Here is a 22,212-nt window from a genome sequence, read left to right as displayed (position 1 = left end):
GCAAGCATGGGGAAAATAGGATTTCTCATGCTTGCCCGTTTCCTGTTCACCCTGTTTCTGCTGTCCACACCGGTTCTCGCAGATGCACAAGGCCCAGACCCGATTGAGGGAACACTACACCGGTTACGCGTCGCCGTTAACATTCGTCCAGACGTTGAGTTCGCCTGGGTGTCGCCAAGAGATCGCTCGGTCGCATTTCGAATGGCCGGCGAACATAATGGTGTCGAGGGGCGAATATTCGGCGGAAATCTTCATCGTCGCCTGCTGGAAGCAAAGACCCAAGCAGAGCGTGAAGTACTCGTGACACTTTACGCGAATCCTCTGCCTCCCCCGCAAGAGCTTGATCCGCTAACCATTCTTCCGGTTCTTCGCCGATTGGATTTCCTAAATGAACAGGAAAGTAATCGCGATTTGCTTACCCACCCATTCCCAGGTGGGCTTGTTGCAGTTTACGCTCAAGATTTGCCAACCAGGATGGCGTTCCCATCTCGAAGCCATGTCGCCCAGATTGCGACGTCTCCCAAAGACCTCCGTTCCCTGGCAATTAACAACCTGCGTAGATACGCAGAACGCAGGGTCGAGTTCCAAGGCGGCCTGTTCGGTTTGACCATTGTCAGCTTGGACGGGGTGTATGACACCAGCCTGTTACTAGATGAAACCTTCTGGCGTGACATTGATGGCAGGATTGGGAGGGTTGTAGCAATGGCGCCCTCTCAGGATACATTGATCTATACAGATGCAGACATTCCAGGCGGTGTCGAGTACCTTGTTTCCCTTGTCACCAGGACCAGGAACGAGCTGTCAAATCCTCTCTCGGAAACCCTGCTGGAATGGACCGAAGACGGCTGGCAGGTCTATACCCCCTGACGCAGCACCGCGCCGGGGTTCATGATGCCGTGGGGATCCAGCGCCTGTTTGATCGCGCGCATGGCGGCGAGTTTTGCCGGGTCTCCGAAGCGCTCGAGGTCGCCAACCTTCAGGCGCCCCACACCGTGTTCGGCGCTGAACGACCCGTCGTATTCGTGGACCAGGGTATAGACCGCCTCGGCCACCTCGGCGCGGAGGTGGGCGAACTCGGCTTTCGTGCGGCCCTTGGGTGGGAAGACGTTGTAATGCAGATTGCCGTCGCCCAGGTGGCCGAAGGCGTTCACGCGGAAGGGGCCGAGGTCCGCGACCAGTGCGCCCGCGCGGGTCAGGAATTCGGGGATCACGCTCAAGGGTAGGGAAATGTCGTGGGAGCTGACCGAGCCGAGGCGGCGGTTTGCCTCGGGGATTTCCTCGCGCATTTGCCAAAGGGCCGCGCGCTGCGCCTCGCTTTGGGCGATGACGCCATCGGAGCTGAGGCCTGCGTCCAGGGCGGCCTCGAACAGGGCCAGCAGTTCCGCCTCGGCCGCCTGCCCTGCCCCCAGGCCCAGTTCGATCAGTACCGCCCAACCGGGCAGGTCCGCGAAAGGCGCACGGGCGGGGCAGTCGGTTTCCGCGAGGAACCCCATGCCGGTGCCGGAGATCAGTTCGAAGGCCGAGATGCCCCCGCCCAACCGGCTGCCCGCCAGCGCCAACAGGTCGAGGGCGGCGGAGGGGTTGGGCACAACCAGCAGCGCGGTGCCCACCGATTCAGGCCGTGGGAACAGCCGCAGAGAGGCGGCGGTGATCACGCCCAGCGTCCCCTCGGCGCCGCAGAGCAGGTCGCGCAGATCATAGCCGGTGTTGTCTTTGCGCAGCCGTTTCAGCCCGTGCCAGATGGAGCCATCGGGCAGCACCGCCTCCAGACCCAGGCACAGCTCCCGCGCGGTGCCGTAACGCAGCACGTTCACCCCGCCCGCGTTGGTCGCAAGTGTGCCGCCGATGCGACAGGAGCCCTCGGAGGCAAGCGAGAGCGGGAACAGACGGTCGACGTCTGCGGCGGCCTGCTGGACATCCGCCAGTGTCGCGCCGGCCTCGGCGACCAGCACGTTCTCGGACGGGTGCACGGCGCGGATGTCCTTGAGGCGTTCGGTCGACAGAATCACGGGGGCCGGACCGTTAGGTTGCACCTGCCCACCGACCAGCCCGGTGCCGCCGCCATAGGGCACGACACCCACGCGGGCCTCGGCACAGGCGCGGATCACAGTGGCGACCTCGTCCACCGTGCGCGGCGCCACCAGCAGACCGTCCTGCCCTTTGAACAATCCGCGCGGCTCTTCGAGGTAGGCGGGGGTAAGCGGGCGAAACGCCGCCTCGGGCAGGCGCGCGCGCAGGGTCTGTTCGAAGGGGCCGGTGGCCGGGTTCAAGGTGCTCATGCCCTCGGCATGGCACGGGGGCCGGGTCATGGCAAGGGGCTCAGGGGGACAGGAACTGGGGTTCCAGCACGACCACGGTCGGGTCGCGCGGCAGGGTGCGCAGCGACAGGGTCATGCTGTTGGCGCCTTCACGTTTCACCGCGAACTCCGGCGTCATGTCGGACAGGAAGATGTCCAAGGTCGAGCGACCGAACCAGTGCATCGGCAGTACCACCCGGGCGCGGAACCGCTGCATGACCTTGACCATGGTCGCGTGGTCCAGCGTCATGCCACCATCCACCGCTGCCATGACCACGTCCAGCCTGCCGATCGCGGCGTATTGGTCCAGGGTCGGTTCGTGGTGCAGGTGGCCCAGGTGGCCGATGCAGAGCCCTGCGACCTCGAAGACGAAGATCGAATTGCCGTTTTCGCGCCGCCCACCCGCACCGCCGCGCGTGTCGGTGTGCACGTTGCGGATCAGCATGTCACCAAGGTCGAGGTGATGATCCTGCGGGAAATCTGCGGTGCCCCAGCCTTCCAGGACATGCTGGATCTCCTCCGGCGGGAAGAGGGTGAAATGCGTGGAATGCGCGTTGTTCATGGTGACCGCGGTGGGCACGAAGGTGACGGGGCCCAGGTAGCCCGCGTAATCGGTCACCACGCTGGTGCCCTCCGGTCCCTGGATCAGGAACATCGAGTGATCGATATAGGTGATGCGCACGTGGTCCTGGGCGACCGGGTCGCGGAAGGAGGCGCGTAGCAGGGTCTCCGGCGGCGACTGATCGGCCAAGGCGATGCAATGGCTCGGGCGGCGCTCCTGCGCCAATCCCGCGCTTGCAAGGGTCACGAAAAGGAGGATCCAGCGCAGCATGGGGACAGGATAGCATGTTTTGCGGGAGTTTTGTTCAGGGATGCGTGAGGTGGGGGAGTGACGTGCATCGAGCGTAAGCGAAGACAATTATCACGCACCGTGCAGCGGGGCGGCGCCCGACCCTCCCCACGGGAGGGCGCATTGCGACGTTTCAGCCTACATTGAAGTCTCGGGTGGGACGGGGCGATTGCATCAAATTCAGGTTGCAAACGCGCCCACCCAGGGTGGGGCGCCGCCCCGCTGCTTAGTCCTCAGCCGAAAAGAGGTGGACGGTATCAGCTTCAGCCTTACCCCACCGTGGTCCGCCCACGCCGGTCCGCGCGCAGGTTGGCGTAGAGCACGTGGTTGCGCCAGCGGCCGTTGATCTGCAGGTAGCTCTGCGCGACGCCCTCGTATTTGAAGCCGACCTTTTCCAGCGCCCCACGCGAGGGGGTGTTTTCGGGCAGGCAGCCGGCCTCCAGCCGGGACAGGTCGAGTTCGGTAAAGGCGTGGTGCACCATCGCCTCCAACGCCTCGCGCATATAGCCCTTGCGCGCGTGCACTTCCCCGACCCAATAGCCCAGCGTGCCCGCCTGCGACGGCCCACGGCGGATGTTATCAAGCGTGATCGCCCCCAGTAGCACCTGGTCAGACCGGCGGATCATGAACAGCGGCACCGCAGTGCCAGCCGCGATCGAGCGGTTGGCCCAGTAGACCCGGTTGGTAAAGCTCTTGCGCGTCAGGTGGTCGGCGGCCCAGGTGGGCTCCCAGGGCGACAGGAAATCGCGGCTCGCATTGCGCAGCGCCGCCCAGGCGCGATAATCGCCATGGGCGGGCGGGCGCAGGGTCATGCGCTCGGTCTCGATCTTCAACTTGCGACCGCGTCCCAGCACCATCAGGCGACCAACCTCGCGCGGATGTCCTCCAGGCTGGGCGCATTCTGCGCCGGGCCATAGATCGCCAGCGCCGCCGCGCCCGGTGAAATCAGGTTGGCGGCGAAGTCACGCACGTCGGACACGCCGACTGCGTCGATCTTGGCCACGGTTTCCTCCAGCGGCGGGACACGGTCCCAGATCGCCACCAGACGGGCCAGCCGTTCGGCGCGATTGGACGGACTTTCCAGCCCCATGAGCAGCCCCGCCTTCATCTGGGCGCGGGCCCGGGCGACCTCGGCCTCCGACATATCCTCGGCGGCGCGTTTCAGTTCGGACAGGGTGATTTCGGCCAGCTCGCCGATCTGTTCACCAGAGGTGCCCGCATAGATCGTCGTCATCCCTGTGTCCGAATAGGCGCCGGTCTGGGCGAAAATCGAATAGCACAGCCCGCGTTTCTCGCGCACTTCCTGGAACAGGCGGGAGGACATGCCACCCCCCAGCGCGTTGCCATAGATCTGCGCGGTGAAAATCGCGTCGTCGCGGTAGCCGGGGCTTTCCAGGCCCAGGGTGAAATGCACCTGCTCCAACCCGCGAATTTCCGTACGTGCGCCGGAGGCGAAACCCGCCGGTTGCAGCACGGTGTCGCCGCCGCGTTTGAGGTGGCCAAAGGTTTCCTCGGCCAGACGCATGATTTGATCGTGGTCGACGGCACCTGCGGCGGACAGGATCAGCCGTTCCGGCCCATAGTGGCTGGCAACAAAAGCCGCCAGATCATCGCGCGAAAATCCCTGCACGCGTTCCGCCGGGCCCAGGATGGTGCGACCCATGGGCTGGTCGGGAAAGGCGACCTCCTGCAACCAGTCGAAGACCACGTCATCGGGGGTATCGAGCGCCTGGCCGATCTCCTGCAGGATCACGCCGCGTTCAATCTCGATCTCGTTCGGGTCAAAGACCGGGTTCAGCACGATGTCCGAGATCACATCGAAGGCCAGCGCCACGTCGTCCTTCAGAACGCGGGCGTAATAGGCCGTGACCTCGCGCGAGGTATAGGCGTTGATATAGCCGCCCACGTCCTCGATCGCCTCGGCAATCTGCAGCGCCGAACGGCGCCGGGTGCCCTTGAAGGCCATGTGCTCCAGAAAATGGGCGATGCCATTCTGGGCCTCGGTCTCGTGCCGTCCGCCGGCGGTGACCCAGATACCGATGGAGGCGCTTTCCAGGCCCGCCATGGGCTCCGTGACCACACGGAACCCGTTGGGCAGAGTATCGAATTTCACGCTCAATTGCCGGTCCGTTCCCGAATGAGGGCTTCCAGCGCGCCCAGGTCGTTGGCGACGCGGGTCACGCGTTCCTCGCGATCAAACAGGTCGGCCATGTGGCCGGGCAGCGGCGTATCCTGGCCGCAGGCCTCCTTGACGGCGGCGGGGAATTTCGCCGGGTGGGCGGTGGCCAGCGTGATCATCGGGCTGTCACCCAGATGCTCTTCGGCAACCTTCACGCCGATGGCGCCATGGGGGCAGATGACCTGACCGGTGGCCTTGAAGCTGGCCGCGATCTGCGCCTTGGTTTCCTCTTCCGAGGCGCGGCCACTGTCGAACTGTTCGCGCAGGAATTCCATCGCGCCCTGGCTGACCTGGAACCCGCCAGATTTAAGGTCCTCCATCTGACCGGCCACGGCGGCGCCGTCGCGCCCGTAGGCGTCGAACAGCGCGCGTTCGAAGTTGGAGCTGACCTGGATGTCCATCGACGGCGAGATCGACGGGGTCACGTCGCCCTTGGTATAGGCCGAGGTCTCCATCGTGCGGTGCAGGATGTCGTTCTGGTTGGTGGCAATCACCAGGCGGTCGATCGGCAGGCCCATCTTCTTGGCGATGTAGCCCGCGAAGATGTCGCCGAAGTTGCCGGTGGGCACGGTGAAGCTGACCTTGCGATGCGGTGCGCCCAGGGCCACGGCGGAGGTGAAGTAATATACGACCTGGGCCAGCACCCGCGCCCAGTTGATCGAGTTCACGCCGGCCAGTTTCACACCGTCGCGGAAGTCGAAATCGTTGAACATGTCCTTCAGGCGGGCCTGGCAATCGTCGAAATCGCCATCCACCGCCAAGGCGTGCACGTTGGACTCGCTGGGCGTGGTCATCTGGCGGCGTTGAACTTCGGACACGCGGCCATGCGGGAAGAGGATGAAGACATCCACCGCGTCGAGCCCCTTGAAGGCCTCGATGGCGGCGGACCCGGTGTCGCCGGAGGTGGCGCCGACGATGGTCACCTTCTCGCCCCGGCGGCTCAGCGCCACCTGGAACAGCTGACCGATCAGCTGCATGGCGAAGTCCTTGAAGGCCAGGGTCGGGCCGTGGAACAGCTCCAGCAGGAAGTGGTTCGGACCCAGCTGCGTCAGCGGTGCACGGGCGTCATGGTCAAAGCCCGCATAGGCCTTGGCGATGATCTGTTTGAACTCTTCGTCGGTAAAGCTGTCACCAACGAAGGGGCGCATCACGCGGAACGCGGCCTCCTCATAGGACAGGCCCGCCAGGGCGGCGATCTCGTCCTTGGTCATGGTCGGCACGGTCTCGGGCACATAAAGCCCACCGTCGCGGGCCAGGCCCGTCAGCATCGCCTCTTCAAAGCTCAGAACCGGGGCTTCACCGCGGGTCGAGATATAACGCATCGTCCATTGTCCTCAGTTGGTCCGGCGCTTCATACGCCAAAGCGCAAAGCCTGTCATCACGATCCATGTCGCGGCCAGCAAAAACCACGTCATGGCATATTCCAGATGGTCGTTCGGGATGCCCTGGCTGGTCACCGGCAGGGGCGACACGGATGGGTCGGTTTCAGACCGCGCGATGATCAGGATGGGCTCGGTGCCCAGGGCTTCGGCCATGACCGCGACCTCGCGGGCGTACCAGTAGTTCTTGTCGGGGTCGTTCGCCGGGGTCGAGTCGCTGCGTTCATCCGGCCAGTGCAGGTTGCCGGTGATGTCGATCGGCCCGGTCACGCGGGGGGCGTCCTTGGCGGTCACGCGCACATAGCCGCGGTCCACCAGCACCCGTCGCCCGTCCACTTCAAACGGTGCAATGATGCGAAACCCTGCCCCCTGATCGCGGGTGGAGACGAGCACATGCAGCTCCCCCTCCCCCATCACGCCCGTGGCGGTGACCGGCAGGAAGCGGTCGGCCTCGGGGTTCGGGTCGGCAGGGATCGCCACAGGAGCCGCGCTGATCCTAGCGTCAATCTCGGCCAGCACTGCCTGCTTCCATTCCAGCCGACGCAGCTGCCAGGTGCCCAGAGACAGGAACACGGCCAGCACGGCGATGGACAGGATGATGGTGATGATGACGCGCATCGGACCCTCGAATGCAAAAGCGCGGGACCTTGGCCCCGCGCTTCTTAAACCCTGTCAGGAGGTCAGGTTCAACCGCCCCAGATGTAGACGGCGGCGAACAGGAACAGCCAGACGACGTCGACGAAGTGCCAGTACCAGGCGGCGGCCTCGAAGCCGACGTGGCTTTCGGGGGTGAAGTGTCCCTTCACGGCGCGCAGCAGGCAGACCGCCAGGAAGATGGTGCCGATGATCACGTGGAAACCGTGAAAGCCGGTCGCCATGTAGAAGTTGGCGCCATAGATGTTGCCCGACAGACCGAAGGCAGCGTGGCTGTATTCATAGGCCTGGAAGAAGGTGAACAGCATGCCCAGCAGCACGGCGATCAGCAGACCGTTGATCAGGTCCTTGCGGTTGTTTTCATGCGCGATGGCGTGGTGTGCCCAGGTCACGGCGCACCCCGACAGCAGAAGAATGATCGTGTTGATCAGCGGCAGGTGCCAGGGGTCGAAGGTCTCGATCCCGACCGGCGGCCAGACACCGTCGACGCGCGGCGAGTTGTCCGACATCGGGTACATGGCGTGTTTGAAGAAGCTCCAGAACCAGGCCGAGAAGAACATGACCTCGGACATGATGAACAGGATCACGCCGTAGCGCAGGCCGATCTTCACCACCGGGGTATGGTCGCCGACACCGGATTCGGTCACGACCTCGGACCACCAGGCGAACATGACGTAGAGCACGCCGACGAAGCCCGCGGCGAAGATCAACGGCGTGCCGCCAGACATCCATTGCACCGCGCCGTAGAGCATGATGAAGGCGAAGACCGCGCCCAGGAAGGGCTGAATGGAAGGCGGCAGGATGTGGTAGTCGTGGTTCTTTGCGTGCGCCATGTGTTTCGTCCCTGGTTCTAGTTGTTCTGGGTCCCACCGGAGGCCACGGGCGTCAGCGCCGCCATGTCCTCGGGCAGGTCGGTTTCATGGAAAGTGTAGGACAGGGTGATCACATGGGCGAATTTCGCCTCCCGGTCCTCGACGATTTCGGGGTCGACATAGAAGGTCACGGGCATGGTGACCCGCTCGCCCGGCTGCAGCACCTGTTCGGTAAAGCAGAAACAGTCGATCTTGGAAAAGAAGCCGCCGGCCGCATAAGGAGCGACGTTGTAGCTTGCGGTGCCGGCGATGGGGCGGTCGGTCGGGTTCCAGGCCTCGTAGAAGGCCAGGCCGGTTTCACCGATCTTCAGTTCCATCTCGCGCTGCATGGGTTTGAAGCCCCAAGGCATGTCGCGTTCCAGCGAGGCGTCAAAGCGGATCTTGATGGTGCGGTCCAGCACCACGTCCGAGCCCGCCTCGGCGGTCTGGGTCACGCCGCCAAAGCCCGTGACCCGGCAGAACCAGTCGTAGAAAGGCACCGAGGCCCAGGCCAGCGCGCCCATGGTGACGGCAACGCCGACCATCTTGAACGCGGTCTTCTGCGGGGCGGAAAGGCTCATTCGCGACCCTCCGCCGCCGGCAGGGTGTTCGGTTTCGGTCCGCCCACCTTGGCGATGGTCAGCCCATAGACGAGGCCCACAAACAGGACCAGCACGATCCCCAGACCCACGTTGCGGCTCAGGCGGCGGCGGTGGATTGCATGTTCGACCTTCATCGCCATGTTACCAGCCTCCCAGCCCATAGGGTTTCAGCGCGGCTTCGGCCAGTAGAGCGCCATAGTGCAGGAACAGGTAGAGCAGCGACAGTTTGAACAGCCCGCGCTCGGCCGCGTGTTTGTCCGCTTCGCTGTCGTCGTCGGTGCGGCGCCAGACCGCCCAGGCACCCTTGAGGAACAGGGCGTTCAGAACGGTCGCCACGATCATGTAGACCGGCCCACCGATCGAGGTCAGGCCCAGCGCGACCGACACGCCGACCAGCGCGACCGTGTAGCCCAGGATATGGGCGCGGGTCGCCTTGCGGCCGTGGGTCACGGTCAGCATGGGCACACCGGCATTGGCATAGTCACCCTTGGTGAACAGGGCCAGTGCCCAGAAATGCGGCGGGGTCCAGGCGAGCGTCAGGGCAAACATCAACACGCTTTCCAGCGAAACGCCGCCGGTGGCCACGGCCCAGCCGATCATCGGCGGGAAGGCCCCTGCGGCGCCACCGATCACGATGTTCTGCGGGGTCCAGCGTTTCAGCCACATGGTGTAGATCACCACGTAGAAGAAGATGGTAAAGGCCAGCAGCGCACCGGCCATCAGGTTCGCGGCCAGGGCCAGCATCACGACCGCGATGCCCGACAGGGCCATGCCGATGGCAAAGGCTTCGCCCTCGGTCACGCGGCCCGACGGGATCGGGCGCGACTGCGTGCGCTTCATCTTGCGGTCGATATCGGCGTCATACCACATGTTCAGCGCGCCGGAGGCACCGCCGCCCAGAGCAATGAACAGGATCGAGGCCAGCGCCACCACGGGGTTTACCCCAACGGGCGCAACCAGCAGGCCGACAAAGGCGGTAAAGACCACCAGCGACATGACCCGCGGCTTCAACAGCTCGAAATAGTCCCCGAACTGCGCCTCATAGTGGCCTGTCTGGGGACAGATGCGGGTCTTGGTATCGAAGCTTGCGTCGCTCATATCAGGGTCTTCTGGGGCAGTGCTGGCTTGGTGGGGTGGCGGGGGCGATTACCACCCCCGCGAGAGGTCTGTTCAGTCGGCGGAGGCCACGGTCAGCGCGGGCGAGACGCCCGCATATTCCTCGATCGCGCCAGTCAGCCAGGCGTCATATTCGGCCTGGGTCACCGCCTTGACGGTGATCGGCATATAGGCGTGGTCCTTGCCGCAGAGCTCGGAACACTGGCCGAAGTAGATGCCTTCCTTGCCTTCCTCGACCTCGAACCACAGCTGGGCGATACGGCCAGGCACGGCATCCTGTTTTACGCCGAAGGCCGGGATGGTCCAGGAATGGATCACGTCGGCGCCGGTCACGTCCATGACGACCTTGGCACCGGTCGGCACGACGACCGCAGTGTCGGTGGCCAGCAGGTATTCCTGATCCGAGTAGCCGTGATCGGCCAACTCTTCTTTCGCCAGCAGGAAGCTGTCGAAGCCGAACTCGTGGTCGGTGTATTCATAGCCCCAGTACCACTGGTAACCGGTGACCTTGATATGCACGTCGCCTTCCGGGATCTCCTGCTGCTGAAACAGCACCGGCAGGGAGTTCGCACCGATGAAGACGAGAATGATGATCGGGATCAGCGTCCAGGCGATTTCAACGGTGGTGTTATGGGTAAAGGTGCCCGGCGTCGGGTTAGCACGACGGTTGTAGCGAACGATAATGTAGACGACCAGCGCGCCGACGAAGATCGAAATCGCGGTGATGATCCACAGAAGCAGGTTGTCCAGCCCCTGGGTGTTCACGGCAATATCGGTCGCGGCCGGTTGGAAGTTCAGCCCGCCAGGTTGCGGAGCGCCGATGATTTCCAGGTTCTCCTGGGCACGGGCGGCGGTCGCTGTCAGTGTGGCAAGAGCGGCGGCCAGGCCAGCCGTGAGGGTCTTCATCGGTCGCATGTATCTTTCCTGTTCACTCGGTGCTGCTGCCGCACCTGGCTCGGGTCCACGCCTCTTAATGCGGGAATCCCGTTGTATCCCTGTCGGTTTGAAACCATATCTGGAAACCGTGAACAAGGAAAATCTGCGCTGTTTTGTCGCTCCCGCACATTGTCGCAGCGCTAACAATAGGGGTTGTCATGTCAGAGGATACCAGTTTCCGGCCGTTCGAGACTCATCTGGGTCAGGAAGAGGCGCTCTCCACCCTGCGCGCGGCCACCGATGGGGCCGAGGATGGCGAGCTGTTCTTGGAGCGTCGGCGCAGCGAGGTGCTGACCTTCGATGACGGGCGCGTCAAGACCGCCAGCTACGATGCCTCCGAAGGGTTCGGGCTGCGCGCGGTGAAAGGCGAAGTGTCCGGTTACGCCCATTCGACCGAGATCAGCGAAGCCGCCTTGAAACGCGCCGCCGCGACCGCGCGGCTTGCGGTGGGCGACGGCGGTGGCGTGCTGGCCGAGGCCCCTGCCCCGACCAACCGACGCCTTTATACGGACGAGGACCCGATGGCGGGCGCCGAGTTCCCGGTCAAGATCGAGACCTTGCGCGAAATCGACGCCTTCGCCCGCGGCCTGGACCCGCGCATCGTGCAGGTGACCGCGACCCTGGCCGCGTCCCTGCAAGAGGTGCATATCCTGCGTCCGGACGGCACTCTGGTGTCCGACACCCGTCCGATGACCCGGCTGAACGTATCCGTGATTGTCGAACAGGACGGCCGACGCGAGGCCGGCGGCCATGGCGGCGGTGGGCGTGTCGGGCTGGACGGGCTGTTGGAGCCCGCCCATTGGCAGGGCGTGACCCGCGAGGCGCTGCGCATCGCCCTTGTAAACCTCGACGCGGTGCCTGCGCCTGCCGGGCAGATGGATGTCGTACTGGGCTCCGGCTGGCCCGGTATCCTGCTGCATGAGGCCGTGGGTCACGGGCTGGAGGGTGACTTCAACCGCAAGGGCAGCTCGGCGTTTTCGGGCCTCGTGGGCACTAAGGTCGCCGCCAAGGGTGTGACCGTGGTCGATGACGGCACAATTCCCGACCGGCGCGGATCCATAACAGTGGATGATGAAGGAACGCCGTCGACCCGCAACGTGTTGATCGAGGACGGCGTGCTGGTCGGCTACATGCAGGACCGCCAGAACGCGCGCCTGATGGGGGTTGCCCCCACCGGCAACGGGCGGCGGGAAAGCTATGCCCATACGCCGATGCCGCGCATGACGAATACGATCATGGAGGGCGGCAACGCCACGCGTGACGAGGTGCTGGGCGAGCTCAAGGACGGCATCTATGCGGTCGGTTTCGGCGGCGGTCAGGTGGACATTACCAACGGCAAGTTCGTGTTTTCCTGCACCGAGGCCTACCGCGTCGAGGGCGGTAAGATCGGCGCACCGGTGAAGGGCGCGACCCTGATCGGCGACGGCCCGCAGGCGATGAAACAAATCCGCGCGGTGGCAAATGACATGGCGATGGATCCGGGCATCGGCACCTGTGGCAAGGCGGGACAATCCGTGCCCGTGGGAGTGGGCCAGCCGACGCTGTTGATTGGCGGGCTGACCGTGGGCGGCTCGGCGGCGTGAAGCCATGGGGATTGCGTCGTCTGCTCAATCAGCTCGACGGCGCTTTCCTTGAAGTTAGCTGCCCGGAGCCAACCTCACCGAAAGAAGGTGAACAAATCCCGTTCTGATTTACACCTCGTTAACCATTTCGCCCCTATGGTTAATCCGCAAGAGCCGGAATCAGGACGACCAAGTGGATTTATTCCCTTCCTCCCACCCCCTCACCCCACCCCTCAGTGCGGAAGATGAGGTCGCCTGGCTCCGGCTCTTGCGCTCGCGCCGGGTTGGCGTGACGACTTTCTACAGATTGATGAACGAACACGGCTCGGCCCAGGCAGCCCTTGAAGCCCTGCCCGAGGTGGCCCGCGCTGCAGGGGTCAAGGACTACCAGCCCTGCCCGGTCGCCGTGGTCGAGGACGAAATCAAACGCGCGCAGTTTGCCGGGGCGCAGCTGATCGCCCGCGGGTCGGCAGACTACCCGCCTGCCCTGACCGAGATTTCAGATGCCCCGCCGCTGCTCTGGGCGATGGGCGACATTGCCTGCCTACACCGCCCCACCGTGGCCCTGGTCGGCGCGCGCAACGCCTCATCCCTGGGCACGCGCATGGCCCGCAAGTTGGCGGGCGAACTGGCCGATGCCGGGTACACTGTCGTCTCGGGCCTGGCGCGCGGGATCGACACGGCCGCCCATGGCGCGGCGCTGGAGCATGGCACCACCGCAGCCGTGATGGCGGGCGGGGTCGATGTGCTCTACCCCAAGGAAAACACGGTGCTGGGCGAAGAGATCGCCCGCCAGGGCGTGCGCCTGTCCGAACAGCCCATGGGCCTGTCTCCGATGGCGCGGCATTTCCCGCGCCGCAACCGCATCATCTCAGGCCTGGCCCAGGCAGTGGTCGTGGTCGAGGCGGCGGCGAAATCCGGCTCGCTGATCACGGCGCGCGACGCGCTGGACCAGGGACGCGAGGTGCTGGCCGTGCCAGGCCACCCGTTCGACGCCCGCGCCTCGGGCTGCAACATGCTGATCCGCGACGGCGCCCTGTTGGTGCGGGGCACCAAGGATGTGATCGAGGCGGTACAACAGGCATTGCCGGACGTGGACGAGGTTGCTCCGCCCCTCGAACCAACACCTGAACCTGCCGTCACCGCGCAGGCTGCACCGACACCGCCCACCCGGTCCCACGCCGACCACCTGGCCCTGCACCAGCAGATCCTCGACCGGCTCGGCCCCAGTCCGGTGGCCGAAGACCAGCTGATCCGCGATCTTGGCGCCAATGCCGCCCAGGTAGCCCGCGAGCTGACCGATATGGAGCTGGACGGCCAGGTGCACCGCGAACCGGGTGGCCTGCTGACCCGCCTGAACTGAGCCAACGCCGCATTTCCCGTCATGACTGCCGCACCTGGGACCACCCCACGGGGCTGACGCTCTATTGTCCCACAATGTCGCACCCGCGCCTTCCGCGATTCTTTCAGAAATGTTACAGAACGCTTGCGCTGCGTCGCAGCATGACTATAACTGGTAAGAAATCCTGACCAGTGAGCAGACGGGGGAGCCTGCCATGCCTGATTTTCAGAAGATCCTGATCGCCAACCGCGGCGAGATTGCCATTCGCGTGATGCGCGCGGCAAACGAGATGGGAAAAAAGACCGTCGCGGTCTATGCCGAGGAAGACAAGCTCGGCCTGCATCGTTTCAAGGCGGATGAAGCCTACAAGATCGGCGAGGGGATGGGGCCCGTGGCCGCCTATCTGTCGATTGACGAGATCATCCGCGTCGCCAAGGAATCGGGTGCCGATGCAATCCACCCGGGCTATGGCCTGTTGTCGGAAAACCCCGACTTCGTGGATGCCTGCGCGGCGAACGGCATTACCTTCATCGGCCCCAAGGCCGAAACCATGCGCGCGCTTGGCGACAAGGCCAGCGCGCGGCGCGTGGCAATTGAGGCCGGCGTGCCGGTCATCCCGGCCACGGAAGTGCTGGGCGACGACATGGACGCGATCCGCGCCGAAGCCGCCGAGATCGGCTATCCCCTGATGCTGAAAGCCTCCTGGGGCGGCGGCGGACGCGGCATGCGCCCGATCCATGGCCCGGATGAGCTGGAAGAAAAGGTGCTGGAAGGCCGCCGCGAGGCCGAAGCCGCCTTCGGCAATGGCGAAGGCTACCTGGAAAAGATGATCACCCGCGCCCGCCACGTGGAAGTCCAGATCCTGGGCGACACCCACGGTGCGATCTATCACCTTTACGAACGCGACTGCTCGGTCCAGCGGCGCAACCAGAAAGTGGTCGAACGCGCCCCCGCCCCCTACCTGTCGGAAGCGCAGCGTGAAGAGATCTGCGAACTGGGCCGCAAGATCTGCAACCACGTGAATTACCAATGCGCGGGCACGGTCGAATTCCTGATGGATATGAACACCGGCAAGTTCTACTTCATCGAGGTGAACCCGCGGGTGCAGGTCGAACACACCGTGACCGAAGAGGTCACCGGCATCGACATCGTGCAGGCGCAAATCCTTATTTCCGAAGGGAAACCGCTGGCCGAGGCCACGGGCAAGGCGTCGCAGTACGACATCCGCCTGAACGGTCACGCGCTGCAAACACGTGTCACCACGGAAGATCCACAGAACAACTTCATCCCGGACTATGGCCGCATCACCGCCTATCGGTCCGCGACCGGCATGGGCGTGCGCCTGGACGGCGGCACAGCCTACGCGGGCGGGGTGATCACGCGTTACTATGACAGCCTGCTGACGAAAGTGACGACCTGGGCCCCGACGCCTGAGAAGGCCATCGCCCGCATGGACCGCGCCCTTCGGGAGTTCCGCGTGCGCGGCGTCTCGACCAACATCGCCTTTGTCGAGAACCTGCTGAAACACCCGACCTTCCTGAACAACCAGTACACGACGAAGTTCATCGACGAGACGCCGGACCTGTTCAAGTTCAAGAAACGCCGCGACCGGGCGACCAAGATCCTGACCTATATCGCCGATATCACGGTGAACGGCCATCCGGAGACCGAAGGCCGCCCCGTGCCCGCCGAGGACCTTAAGGCGCCGAAAGCGCCCGCCCCCCGGACGGAGCCGGCCTATGGCACCCGCAACCTCTTGGAGGAAAAGGGCCCGCAGGCGGTGGCCGACTGGATGGCGGCGCAGAAGCAGCTGCTCTTGACTGACACCACCATGCGCGACGGGCACCAGTCGCTGCTGGCCACCCGCATGCGCTCGATCGACATGATCAAGGTGGCGCCGAGCTATGCGGCCAACCTGCCCGGGCTCTTCTCGGTGGAATGCTGGGGCGGCGCGACCTTCGACGTGGCCTATCGCTTCTTGCAGGAATGCCCCTGGCAGCGTCTGCGCGATCTGCGCGCAGCCATGCCCAACGTGATGACGCAAATGCTGCTGCGCGCCTCGAACGGGGTGGGTTACACCAACTACCCGGACAATGTGGTGCAGGAGTTCGTGCGCCAGGCGGCTGACACCGGCGTGGACGTCTTCCGCGTCTTTGACAGCCTCAACTGGGTCGAGAACATGCGCGTCGCGATGGACGCCGTCATCGAAGCGGGCAAGGTCTGCGAGGGCACGATCTGCTACACCGGCGATATCCTGGACCCGAACCGCGCGAAATATGACCTGAACTACTATGTCAACATGGGTAAGGAGCTGCGTGATGCGGGCGCCCATGTGCTGGGTTTGAAGGACATGGCGGGGCTGTTGAAACCCGCCGCCGCGTCCAAGCTGATCAAGGCACTGAAGGAAGAGGTCGGCCTGCCGATCCACTTCCACACCCATGACACCTCGGGCATTGCCGGGGCCACCATCCTGGCCGCCGCCGACGCGGGCGTGGATGCGGTGGACGCGGCGATGGACGCCTTCTCCGGCGGCACCTCGCAGCCCTGCCTGGGCTCGGTCGTGGAAGCCTTGCGCAATACCGACCGCGACACCGGTCTGGACATCGGCGCGATCCGCGAAGTGTCCAACTACTGGGAAGGCGTGCGCGCGCAATATGCGGCCTTCGAGAGCGGGCTGGAAGCCCCGGCCTCCGAGGTCTACCTGCACGAAATGCCCGGTGGGCAGTTCACCAACCTCAAGGCGCAGGCGCGCTCGCTGGGGCTGGAGGAACGCTGGCCGGAAGTGGCCCAGGGCTATGCCGATGTGAACCAGATGTTCGGTGACATCGTGAAGGTGACGCCCTCGTCCAAGGTGGTTGGCGACATGGCGCTGATGATGGTCAGCCAGGGCCTAACCCGCGACGACGTGGAAGATCCCGACACCGACGTGGCCTTCCCGGACTCGGTCATCGACATGATGAAGGGCAACCTGGGCCAGCCGCCGGGCGGCTTCCCTGAGGGCATCGTCGACAAGGTGCTGAAAGGCGCCAAGCCCGACACCTCGCGCCCCGGCCAGCACCTGAAACCGGTCGATCTGGAACAGGCGCGTGCGGACCTGTCCGAAGAACTTGAAGGCTTCAAGGTCGATGACGAGGATCTGAACGGCTACCTCATGTATCCCAAGGTGTTCCTGGATTACATGGGCCGCCACCGCACCTATGGCCCGGTGCGCACCCTGCCGACGCGCACCTTCTTCTACGGCATGGAGCCGGGTGAAGAGATCGAAGCGGAAATCGACCCCGGCAAGACCCTGGAAATCCGCCTGCAGGCGGTGGGTGAGACCGGCGAGGATGGCGAGGCCAAGGTGTTCTTCGAGTTGAACGGTCAGCCCCGTGTGATCCGCGTGCCCGACCGCAAGGTCAAGGCCAGCACGCAAGCGCGCGCCAAGGCGGAAGTCGGCAACGCGAACCACATCGGCGCGCCGATGCCTGGCGTGGTCGCCAGCGTGGCCGCCACTGTCGGCAGCCAGGTGAAGGAGGGCGACCTGCTGCTCACCATCGAGGCGATGAAGATGGAAACCGGCATCCACGCCGAACGCGACGCCACCATCAAGGCCGTGCACATCACCCCGGGCGCACAGATCGACGCAAAAGATCTGCTGGTGGAGCTGGAGTGATGCGCCGTGCCGCCCTGTCAGCCGGGTTGATCCTGAGCCTTCTCGCCGCCCCGCTTTGGGCGGCAGATCCGACGGTGGATTTCCTGCCGGACGATCCGAGGATGACCAGGGCCGAAGCCGAGGCGGGCGGCACATTGGACAAGTTCCTGGCCCATGCACTGAACGAGCATGGGCTGGGATACCCGAACGCGAACCTCAAGGTGGCCTTCGCCACGCCGGAACTGGGCACGAAGGCCGCCGAGGTCATCTGGGTTGCCCGCATCCGACGCGACGGTGACGGGTTCAGCGGCGAACTGGCGAACGAGCCCGCCGCCCTGCCCGGGCTTCACCTGGGCGACCGTGTTCCCTTTTCCCGGGACCAGATCCGCGATTGGGGCTGGAAGGATCATATCACCGGCAAGCTTTTTGGCCATTACACCACGCGGGTGATCGTGTTGGAGCTGCCAGCAGCGCAGGCGGCCCCGGTCCTGGAGATTCTGTCGGACACCCCCGTGCCTTCCCACTGGTAAGGCATTGACAGGCAAGCCTTCCCTGCCCCACCGTCCGCCAAAGTGCGTTCAGGGAGGGCAGACATGTTCCAGATCACAGCCATTTACGCCGGGCTTGCGGCGCTTCTGTTTACCTGGCTCAGCTTTCGCATCAGCCTCATCCGGCTGCGCGTGCGGGTAAGCTATGGTGACGGCAAGGACCGGGTTTTGGGCCGGGCGATCCGGATGCAGGGCAATTCGGCCGAATATCTGCCGCTGGGGCTGATTCTGGTTGGTCTGGCCGAGGCCTTGCACGCGCCGTCAGGCGTGGTGCATCTGTTGGGCCTGATGCTATTGGGCGGGCGCGCGGCCTATCTGATCGGCTATGGCCGTGAAAGGCAGATCCTGCTTTTGCGCCAGTTGGGCATGGTCCTGACCTATCTGCAACTGGCCTTGGGCGGGGTCGCCGTGTTGTTGCACGCCCTGCTGTGATCTGCGGAAGTTTTTTTGCCCAATATCGCAATTTTCCCCTTGCGGCCCCCCGGCATATTTCTTATTTCACGCCTCACCCAAGGAAGCGGGCGTAGCTCAGGGGTAGAGCATAACCTTGCCAAGGTTAGGGTCGGGCGTTCGAATCGCCTCGCCCGCTCCAACATCCTCCCACCCCGGGGGACTTTGGGATTGGACCCGGAAACGGGCTGATCGCAAGGAGGGTCGTAACCGAGCCGACGTAACAGGCTGGACGTGAGCGGGCGTAGCTCAGGGGTAGAGCATAACCTTGCCAAGGTTAGGGTCGGGCGTTCGAATCGCCTCGCCCGCTCCAACAACTCAAAACGGCCTCCGGCAGATTTGCCGGAGGCCGTTTTGCTTTCTGCCCCGCCATCGTGACAGAACCGCTCCAGCGGCGGACACAAAAAAAGGGCCTTGCGGCCCCGAACTCGTCACCCTGAATAAGGCTGGTGTCAGCCCTGCCCCGCAGCCGCTTCGCGCGACGCGATTTCGTGGATCATTGAACGCAGCCGCGCCTTGACCTTTTCGTCTGCGATCGAGGCCAGCGCCTGGGCCGCCCGCGCCGTGCGGTCGTCAATCAGGTCGCCTGCCCCCGCATCGGCACCGTCCAGACCTTCGAAGAACACGTTTGGACCGACGTCCAGAAGTCGTGCAATTTCATAGAGTTTGCTGGCCGAAACACGGTTGTGGCCGGTCTCGTACTTCTGCAGCTGCTGAAAGGATAGCCCCAGTTTCGCAGCCACATCCGCCTGGGTCATGCCGCGCAACAGCCGCACTTCCCTGATCTTGCGCCCGACATGGGCGTCAACAGGATGGTTCATTTGTTTGTCCCCGCGTGAATCTCGCTTAACGAGAGTGCATTTTTGGGGCCGAAAATTCAATTGATGAGGTTTGAACCCACATAGGGGTGGATTTCTTACCTGAAATGGGTGATAAATCACCCCTATCCTTTCGGAGAATGTCGGGAGACACCTATGCCACCGCCGCCCCTGCTTCTGGAAATGATGCGGTCCTTCGTGTCGCTGGCCGAGACATTGAACCTCTCGCGCACGGTCGAGGTCCTGAACAGCACACGCCAGACAGTGCGCCGCCACATTGCCACGCTGGAAGAGCACAAGGGCGGCCCGCTGTTCACCATCGAGGATCGCAAGTACCATCTGACGGAGCTGGGTCGACTTTCCCTGCCCGAGGCGAGCGAGCTGGTCATGCGCGCCGAGGCCTGGCTGGACGGCAGCTCTTATCACGTCCGGGGCCTGCAGCGGCTCAACCTCGCCATGCCCGAAGGGTATCCCTATCATCTGCAGCAACAGCCGCTGAGCCGGATCTGGAACGACAGTTCCCCCCTGCTTCTTGAGGCGCTGCGCACCTGGGGACGGGCCTGCGGCAAGGTGGAATGCCCGCAATATGCCGCGATCCGCCCCTGGCTGATGATCTTTCGCAAGCATCAGGACGAATGGATCTGCGTCGATGTAGGCGAAAAGAGCTCGTACACCACCTTCTACGGCTGGGCCTGGCAGCGCAGCTCGATCGGGCGACCGGTCTCCGCCCTGCCCGCGGGTCATTCTTTCGGCCAGCTCCTGACCATTCCCTTCGAGGACGTGATGACCCGTGGCGGCGCGCGACTGGATCACATCCACACCGCCATTGCAGCCACCGATGGCCCGAATGCAGGGCGTTATGTTCCGATCAGTTACCAGCGACTACTGACCGCATGTCGTTTCCCGGATGAAAGCTTCGCGCTCGCCTCGCTGGTTGATCGCACCTACAATGTCGAGATCGAGGGCGTCAGCCGCGAAACGATCCGGTCGATGGACAAGGCTCTGGTCATGGATGTCGACATCCACGCCGAAATCGCCGCCGGGCAGGAAAACCAAGCCAGCGAAGACACATCACGGCCACAGGCCCGCGCGCGGTCGATTTCACGCCTTCCCCCACGCCTTTGAGCCGCCTATAACCGCCTCGTAAACACGAGGGACAGCCATGCGCACAGCCGAGGTCACGCGGGCCACCGCCGAAACCGACATTACCGTCCAGGTGAACCTTGACGGCACCGGAGCCTATGACAACCAGACCGGCGTGGGGTTCTTCGACCACATGCTGGACCAGCTGGCGCGCCATTCGCTGATCGACATGACCATCCGCGCCAAGGGTGATTATCACATCGACGACCACCACACGGTCGAGGACACCGGCATTGCCCTGGGTCAGGCTCTGGCTCAGGCGCTTGGCGACAAGAAGGGCATCCGTCGTTACGGCGAATGCCACCTGCCAATGGATGACGCCCAGGTACGCTGCGCGTTGGACCTGTCGGCGCGGCCTTTCCTGGTGTGGAATGTCGAGCTGCCGACGCCCAAGATCGGTAGTTTCGACACCGAGCTGGTGCGCGAGTTCTTCCAGGCCTTCGCGACCCACGGCGGGATCACCCTGCACGTGGACCAGATCCACGGCTTCAACTCGCACCACATCGCCGAGGCCGCCTTCAAGGCGGTCGCCCGCGCCCTGCGCATCGCGGTCGAGACCGACCCGCGCAAGGCGGATGCGATCCCCTCGACCAAGGGCGCGCTGTAAAAGGCGCTGTGTGGTATCCTCCCTGCAATGACATTTGCGGGGAGGAATTCTGATGCCCTATCAGGCTGGCGGTTGCCTTTGCGGTGGCCTGCGCTACCGGGTTACCGGCGATCCGCTTTGGGTGACCGCCTGTTTCTGCCGCTTCTGCCAGAGCGCAACGGGCGCCCTGGGCATGGTGGAACCGATCTTTGATACCGACCAGTTTGCCGTGACCACAGGCACACCCACACGCTACGATCATGTCTCAGGCGGCAGCGGCAAGCAGGTGAATGTGCATTTCTGTACCACCTGCGGCACCAAGACCCATCTGACCTTCGAACGCTGGCCCGACCGGCTCGGGGTCTATGCAGGCACGTTTGACGACCCGGGTTGGTTCGCGTTCACCCCCGAGAACAGCAAGTTCATCTTCCTCGATGACGCGGTGCGCGGGACCATGGTGCCCGCGGGGTTCAAGACCTATGCACAGCACGCGGCCACGGCCGAGGGCGAGCCTTTGGAGCCGGAGGTTCTGAGCGAGATCCTGCACATCCGGTGAAGGCTTGGCAGCGCTCCCCTCTTGCGCTAGGCAGCGGGCATCAGACCCAACGCCGAGGAGAGCCAGACATGCTGACCGCCATTATCGACTACGAAAGCGGCAACCTGCATTCGGCGGAAAAGGCGTTTCAGCGCATGGCGCGCGAGACCGGGGCGGGCACGGTTATCGTGACCTCGGACCCGGAAGAGGTCGCCAAGGCTGACCGGCTGGTCCTGCCCGGCGATGGCGCCTTCCCGGCCTGCTGGAAAGCTCTATTCGACCATCGCGGCATCTTCGAAGCGGTGGATGAGAGCGTAAACCAGAAAGGCCGCCCCTTCATGGGCATCTGTGTCGGCATGCAGATGCTGGCCTCGGTCAGCCGCGAATATGTGGACACCGACGGGTTCGACTGGATCGGCGGCGAAGTCGTGCGCATCGCCCCGGCGGACCCGGCGCTGAAAGTGCCCCACATGGGCTGGAACGACCTGGTGATCGACAGCCCGCACCCGGTTCTGGAGGGGGTGAAAACCGGCGATCACGCCTATTTCGTGCACTCCTACCACATGCAGGTTGCCAACCCGGCGGAACGTCTGGCCCATTGCGACTATGCCGGTGATATCACCGCCATCGTCGGGCGCGACAACATCATCGGCATGCAGTTCCACCCGGAAAAAAGCCAGGAGGCCGGTCTGCGCATGATCGCAAACTTCCTGACCTGGGCGCCCTGACA

The 22,212-nt window shown here is 64.1% G+C and carries 22 protein-coding genes and 2 tRNA genes; 12 read left to right on the top strand and 12 right to left on the bottom strand.

Going from position 1 to position 22,212, the window contains the following annotated elements:
- Positions 1-27 precede the first annotated feature (27 nt).
- On the top strand, positions 28-867 hold the full coding sequence (locus tag ACO07D_RS13825) for a DUF1444 family protein (protein ID WP_421703526.1): 840 nt from the start codon (positions 28-30) through the stop codon (positions 865-867).
- On the opposite strand, the gene ACO07D_RS13820 is transcribed toward ACO07D_RS13825, so the two are convergent.
- The 11 genes from ACO07D_RS13820 to coxB form a co-directional block, all read right to left on the bottom strand.
- Positions 855-2,279 (bottom strand): FAD-binding oxidoreductase, encoded by a 1,425-nt coding sequence (locus ACO07D_RS13820; protein WP_421703525.1) that lies wholly within the window; start codon positions 2,277-2,279, stop codon positions 855-857. The genes ACO07D_RS13825 and ACO07D_RS13820 overlap by 13 nt on opposite strands.
- Before the next feature lie 40 nt (positions 2,280-2,319).
- Positions 2,320-3,105 carry an MBL fold metallo-hydrolase gene (locus ACO07D_RS13815; protein WP_421703524.1) on the bottom strand — a complete coding sequence of 262 codons (786 nt, stop codon included), beginning with the start codon at positions 3,103-3,105 and terminating at the stop codon, positions 2,320-2,322.
- Positions 3,106-3,416: 311 nt separating this feature from the next.
- On the bottom strand, positions 3,417-4,004 hold the full coding sequence (locus tag ACO07D_RS13810) for a GNAT family N-acetyltransferase (protein ID WP_421703523.1): 588 nt from the start codon (positions 4,002-4,004) through the stop codon (positions 3,417-3,419).
- Positions 4,004-5,266 (bottom strand): M16 family metallopeptidase, encoded by a 1,263-nt coding sequence (locus ACO07D_RS13805; RefSeq protein ID WP_421703522.1) that lies wholly within the window; start codon positions 5,264-5,266, stop codon positions 4,004-4,006. The genes ACO07D_RS13810 and ACO07D_RS13805 overlap by 1 nt, the downstream gene beginning before the upstream one ends.
- Entirely contained in the window at positions 5,263-6,648 is a 1,386-nt protein-coding gene (gene thrC / locus ACO07D_RS13800) for a threonine synthase (protein WP_421703521.1), read from the bottom strand. The genes ACO07D_RS13805 and thrC overlap by 4 nt, the downstream gene beginning before the upstream one ends.
- Before the next feature lie 12 nt (positions 6,649-6,660).
- On the bottom strand, positions 6,661-7,323 hold the full coding sequence (locus ACO07D_RS13795) for an SURF1 family protein (RefSeq protein ID WP_421703520.1): 663 nt from the start codon (positions 7,321-7,323) through the stop codon (positions 6,661-6,663).
- 68 nt (positions 7,324-7,391) lie between these two features.
- A complete protein-coding gene (locus ACO07D_RS13790) occupies positions 7,392-8,192 on the bottom strand; it encodes a cytochrome c oxidase subunit 3 (RefSeq protein ID WP_421703519.1) in 801 nt (266 codons plus the stop codon).
- A gap of 17 nt (positions 8,193-8,209) precedes the next feature.
- Positions 8,210-8,791 carry a cytochrome c oxidase assembly protein gene (locus ACO07D_RS13785; RefSeq protein WP_421703518.1) on the bottom strand — a complete coding sequence of 194 codons (582 nt, stop codon included), beginning with the start codon at positions 8,789-8,791 and terminating at the stop codon, positions 8,210-8,212.
- A complete protein-coding gene (locus ACO07D_RS13780; RefSeq protein ID WP_421703517.1) occupies positions 8,788-8,952 on the bottom strand; it encodes a hypothetical protein in 165 nt (54 codons plus the stop codon). The genes ACO07D_RS13785 and ACO07D_RS13780 overlap by 4 nt, the downstream gene beginning before the upstream one ends.
- A gap of 1 nt (position 8,953) precedes the next feature.
- Entirely contained in the window at positions 8,954-9,910 is a 957-nt protein-coding gene (gene cyoE, locus ACO07D_RS13775; protein ID WP_421703516.1) for a heme o synthase, read from the bottom strand.
- Between the two features lie 72 nt (positions 9,911-9,982).
- Positions 9,983-10,843, bottom strand: a complete 861-nt coding sequence (coxB, locus tag ACO07D_RS13770) for a cytochrome c oxidase subunit II (RefSeq protein WP_421703515.1) — start codon at positions 10,841-10,843, stop codon at positions 9,983-9,985.
- 179 nt (positions 10,844-11,022) lie between these two features.
- On the opposite strand from coxB, the gene tldD reads away from it, so the two are divergent.
- The 7 genes from tldD to ACO07D_RS13735 all read left to right on the top strand — a co-directional run bounded on the left by tldD (position 11,023) and on the right by ACO07D_RS13735 (position 18,713).
- A complete protein-coding gene (gene tldD, locus ACO07D_RS13765) occupies positions 11,023-12,447 on the top strand; it encodes a metalloprotease TldD (protein WP_421703514.1) in 1,425 nt (474 codons plus the stop codon).
- A 172-nt stretch (positions 12,448-12,619) separates the two neighbouring features.
- The gene (dprA, locus tag ACO07D_RS13760) at positions 12,620-13,789 is read left to right on the top strand and encodes a DNA-processing protein DprA (RefSeq protein WP_421703513.1); all 1,170 of its coding nucleotides are present in this window, start codon (positions 12,620-12,622) and stop codon (positions 13,787-13,789) included.
- Positions 13,790-13,982: 193 nt separating this feature from the next.
- A complete protein-coding gene (locus tag ACO07D_RS13755; RefSeq protein ID WP_421703512.1) occupies positions 13,983-17,423 on the top strand; it encodes a pyruvate carboxylase in 3,441 nt (1,146 codons plus the stop codon).
- Entirely contained in the window at positions 17,423-17,932 is a 510-nt protein-coding gene (locus ACO07D_RS13750; RefSeq protein WP_421703511.1) for a YegJ family protein, read from the top strand. The genes ACO07D_RS13755 and ACO07D_RS13750 overlap by 1 nt, the downstream gene beginning before the upstream one ends.
- Positions 17,933-17,995: 63 nt before the next feature.
- The gene (locus ACO07D_RS13745; RefSeq protein ID WP_421703510.1) at positions 17,996-18,382 is read left to right on the top strand and encodes an MAPEG family protein; all 387 of its coding nucleotides are present in this window, start codon (positions 17,996-17,998) and stop codon (positions 18,380-18,382) included.
- Positions 18,383-18,467: 85 nt separating this feature from the next.
- Positions 18,468-18,542 (top strand) — tRNA-Gly (locus tag ACO07D_RS13740).
- Between the two features lie 96 nt (positions 18,543-18,638).
- Positions 18,639-18,713: transfer RNA gene (locus ACO07D_RS13735), tRNA-Gly, on the top strand.
- 139 nt (positions 18,714-18,852) lie between these two features.
- Here ACO07D_RS13735 and ACO07D_RS13730 read toward each other — a convergent pair.
- Positions 18,853-19,221: a helix-turn-helix domain-containing protein gene (locus tag ACO07D_RS13730; RefSeq protein WP_421703509.1), complete on the bottom strand. Its 369-nt coding sequence runs from the start codon at positions 19,219-19,221 to the stop codon at positions 18,853-18,855.
- Positions 19,222-19,374: 153 nt separating this feature from the next.
- Here ACO07D_RS13730 and ACO07D_RS13725 point away from each other — a divergent pair, with 153 nt between their 5' ends.
- The 4 genes from ACO07D_RS13725 (at position 19,375) to hisH (ending at position 22,210) form a co-directional block, all read left to right on the top strand.
- Complete coding sequence (locus ACO07D_RS13725; protein WP_421703508.1) at positions 19,375-20,343, top strand: helix-turn-helix domain-containing protein; 969 nt, start codon at positions 19,375-19,377, stop codon at positions 20,341-20,343.
- A 37-nt stretch (positions 20,344-20,380) separates the two neighbouring features.
- Positions 20,381-20,968 (top strand): imidazoleglycerol-phosphate dehydratase HisB, encoded by a 588-nt coding sequence (gene hisB / locus ACO07D_RS13720; RefSeq protein ID WP_421703507.1) that lies wholly within the window; start codon positions 20,381-20,383, stop codon positions 20,966-20,968.
- Positions 20,969-21,020: 52 nt separating this feature from the next.
- The gene (locus ACO07D_RS13715; protein WP_421703506.1) at positions 21,021-21,503 is read left to right on the top strand and encodes a GFA family protein; all 483 of its coding nucleotides are present in this window, start codon (positions 21,021-21,023) and stop codon (positions 21,501-21,503) included.
- 68 nt (positions 21,504-21,571) lie between these two features.
- Complete coding sequence (gene hisH, locus ACO07D_RS13710; RefSeq protein ID WP_421703505.1) at positions 21,572-22,210, top strand: imidazole glycerol phosphate synthase subunit HisH; 639 nt, start codon at positions 21,572-21,574, stop codon at positions 22,208-22,210.
- The last annotated feature ends 2 nt before the right edge of the window (positions 22,211-22,212 follow it).

The organism is Aliiroseovarius sp., from assembly GCF_965228805.1.
Taxonomy (GTDB): Bacteria; Pseudomonadota; Alphaproteobacteria; order Rhodobacterales; family Rhodobacteraceae; genus JASBTN01.
Note: the sequence above shows the minus strand (reverse complement) of the source record. Positions and strands in the feature narration are given on the sequence as shown.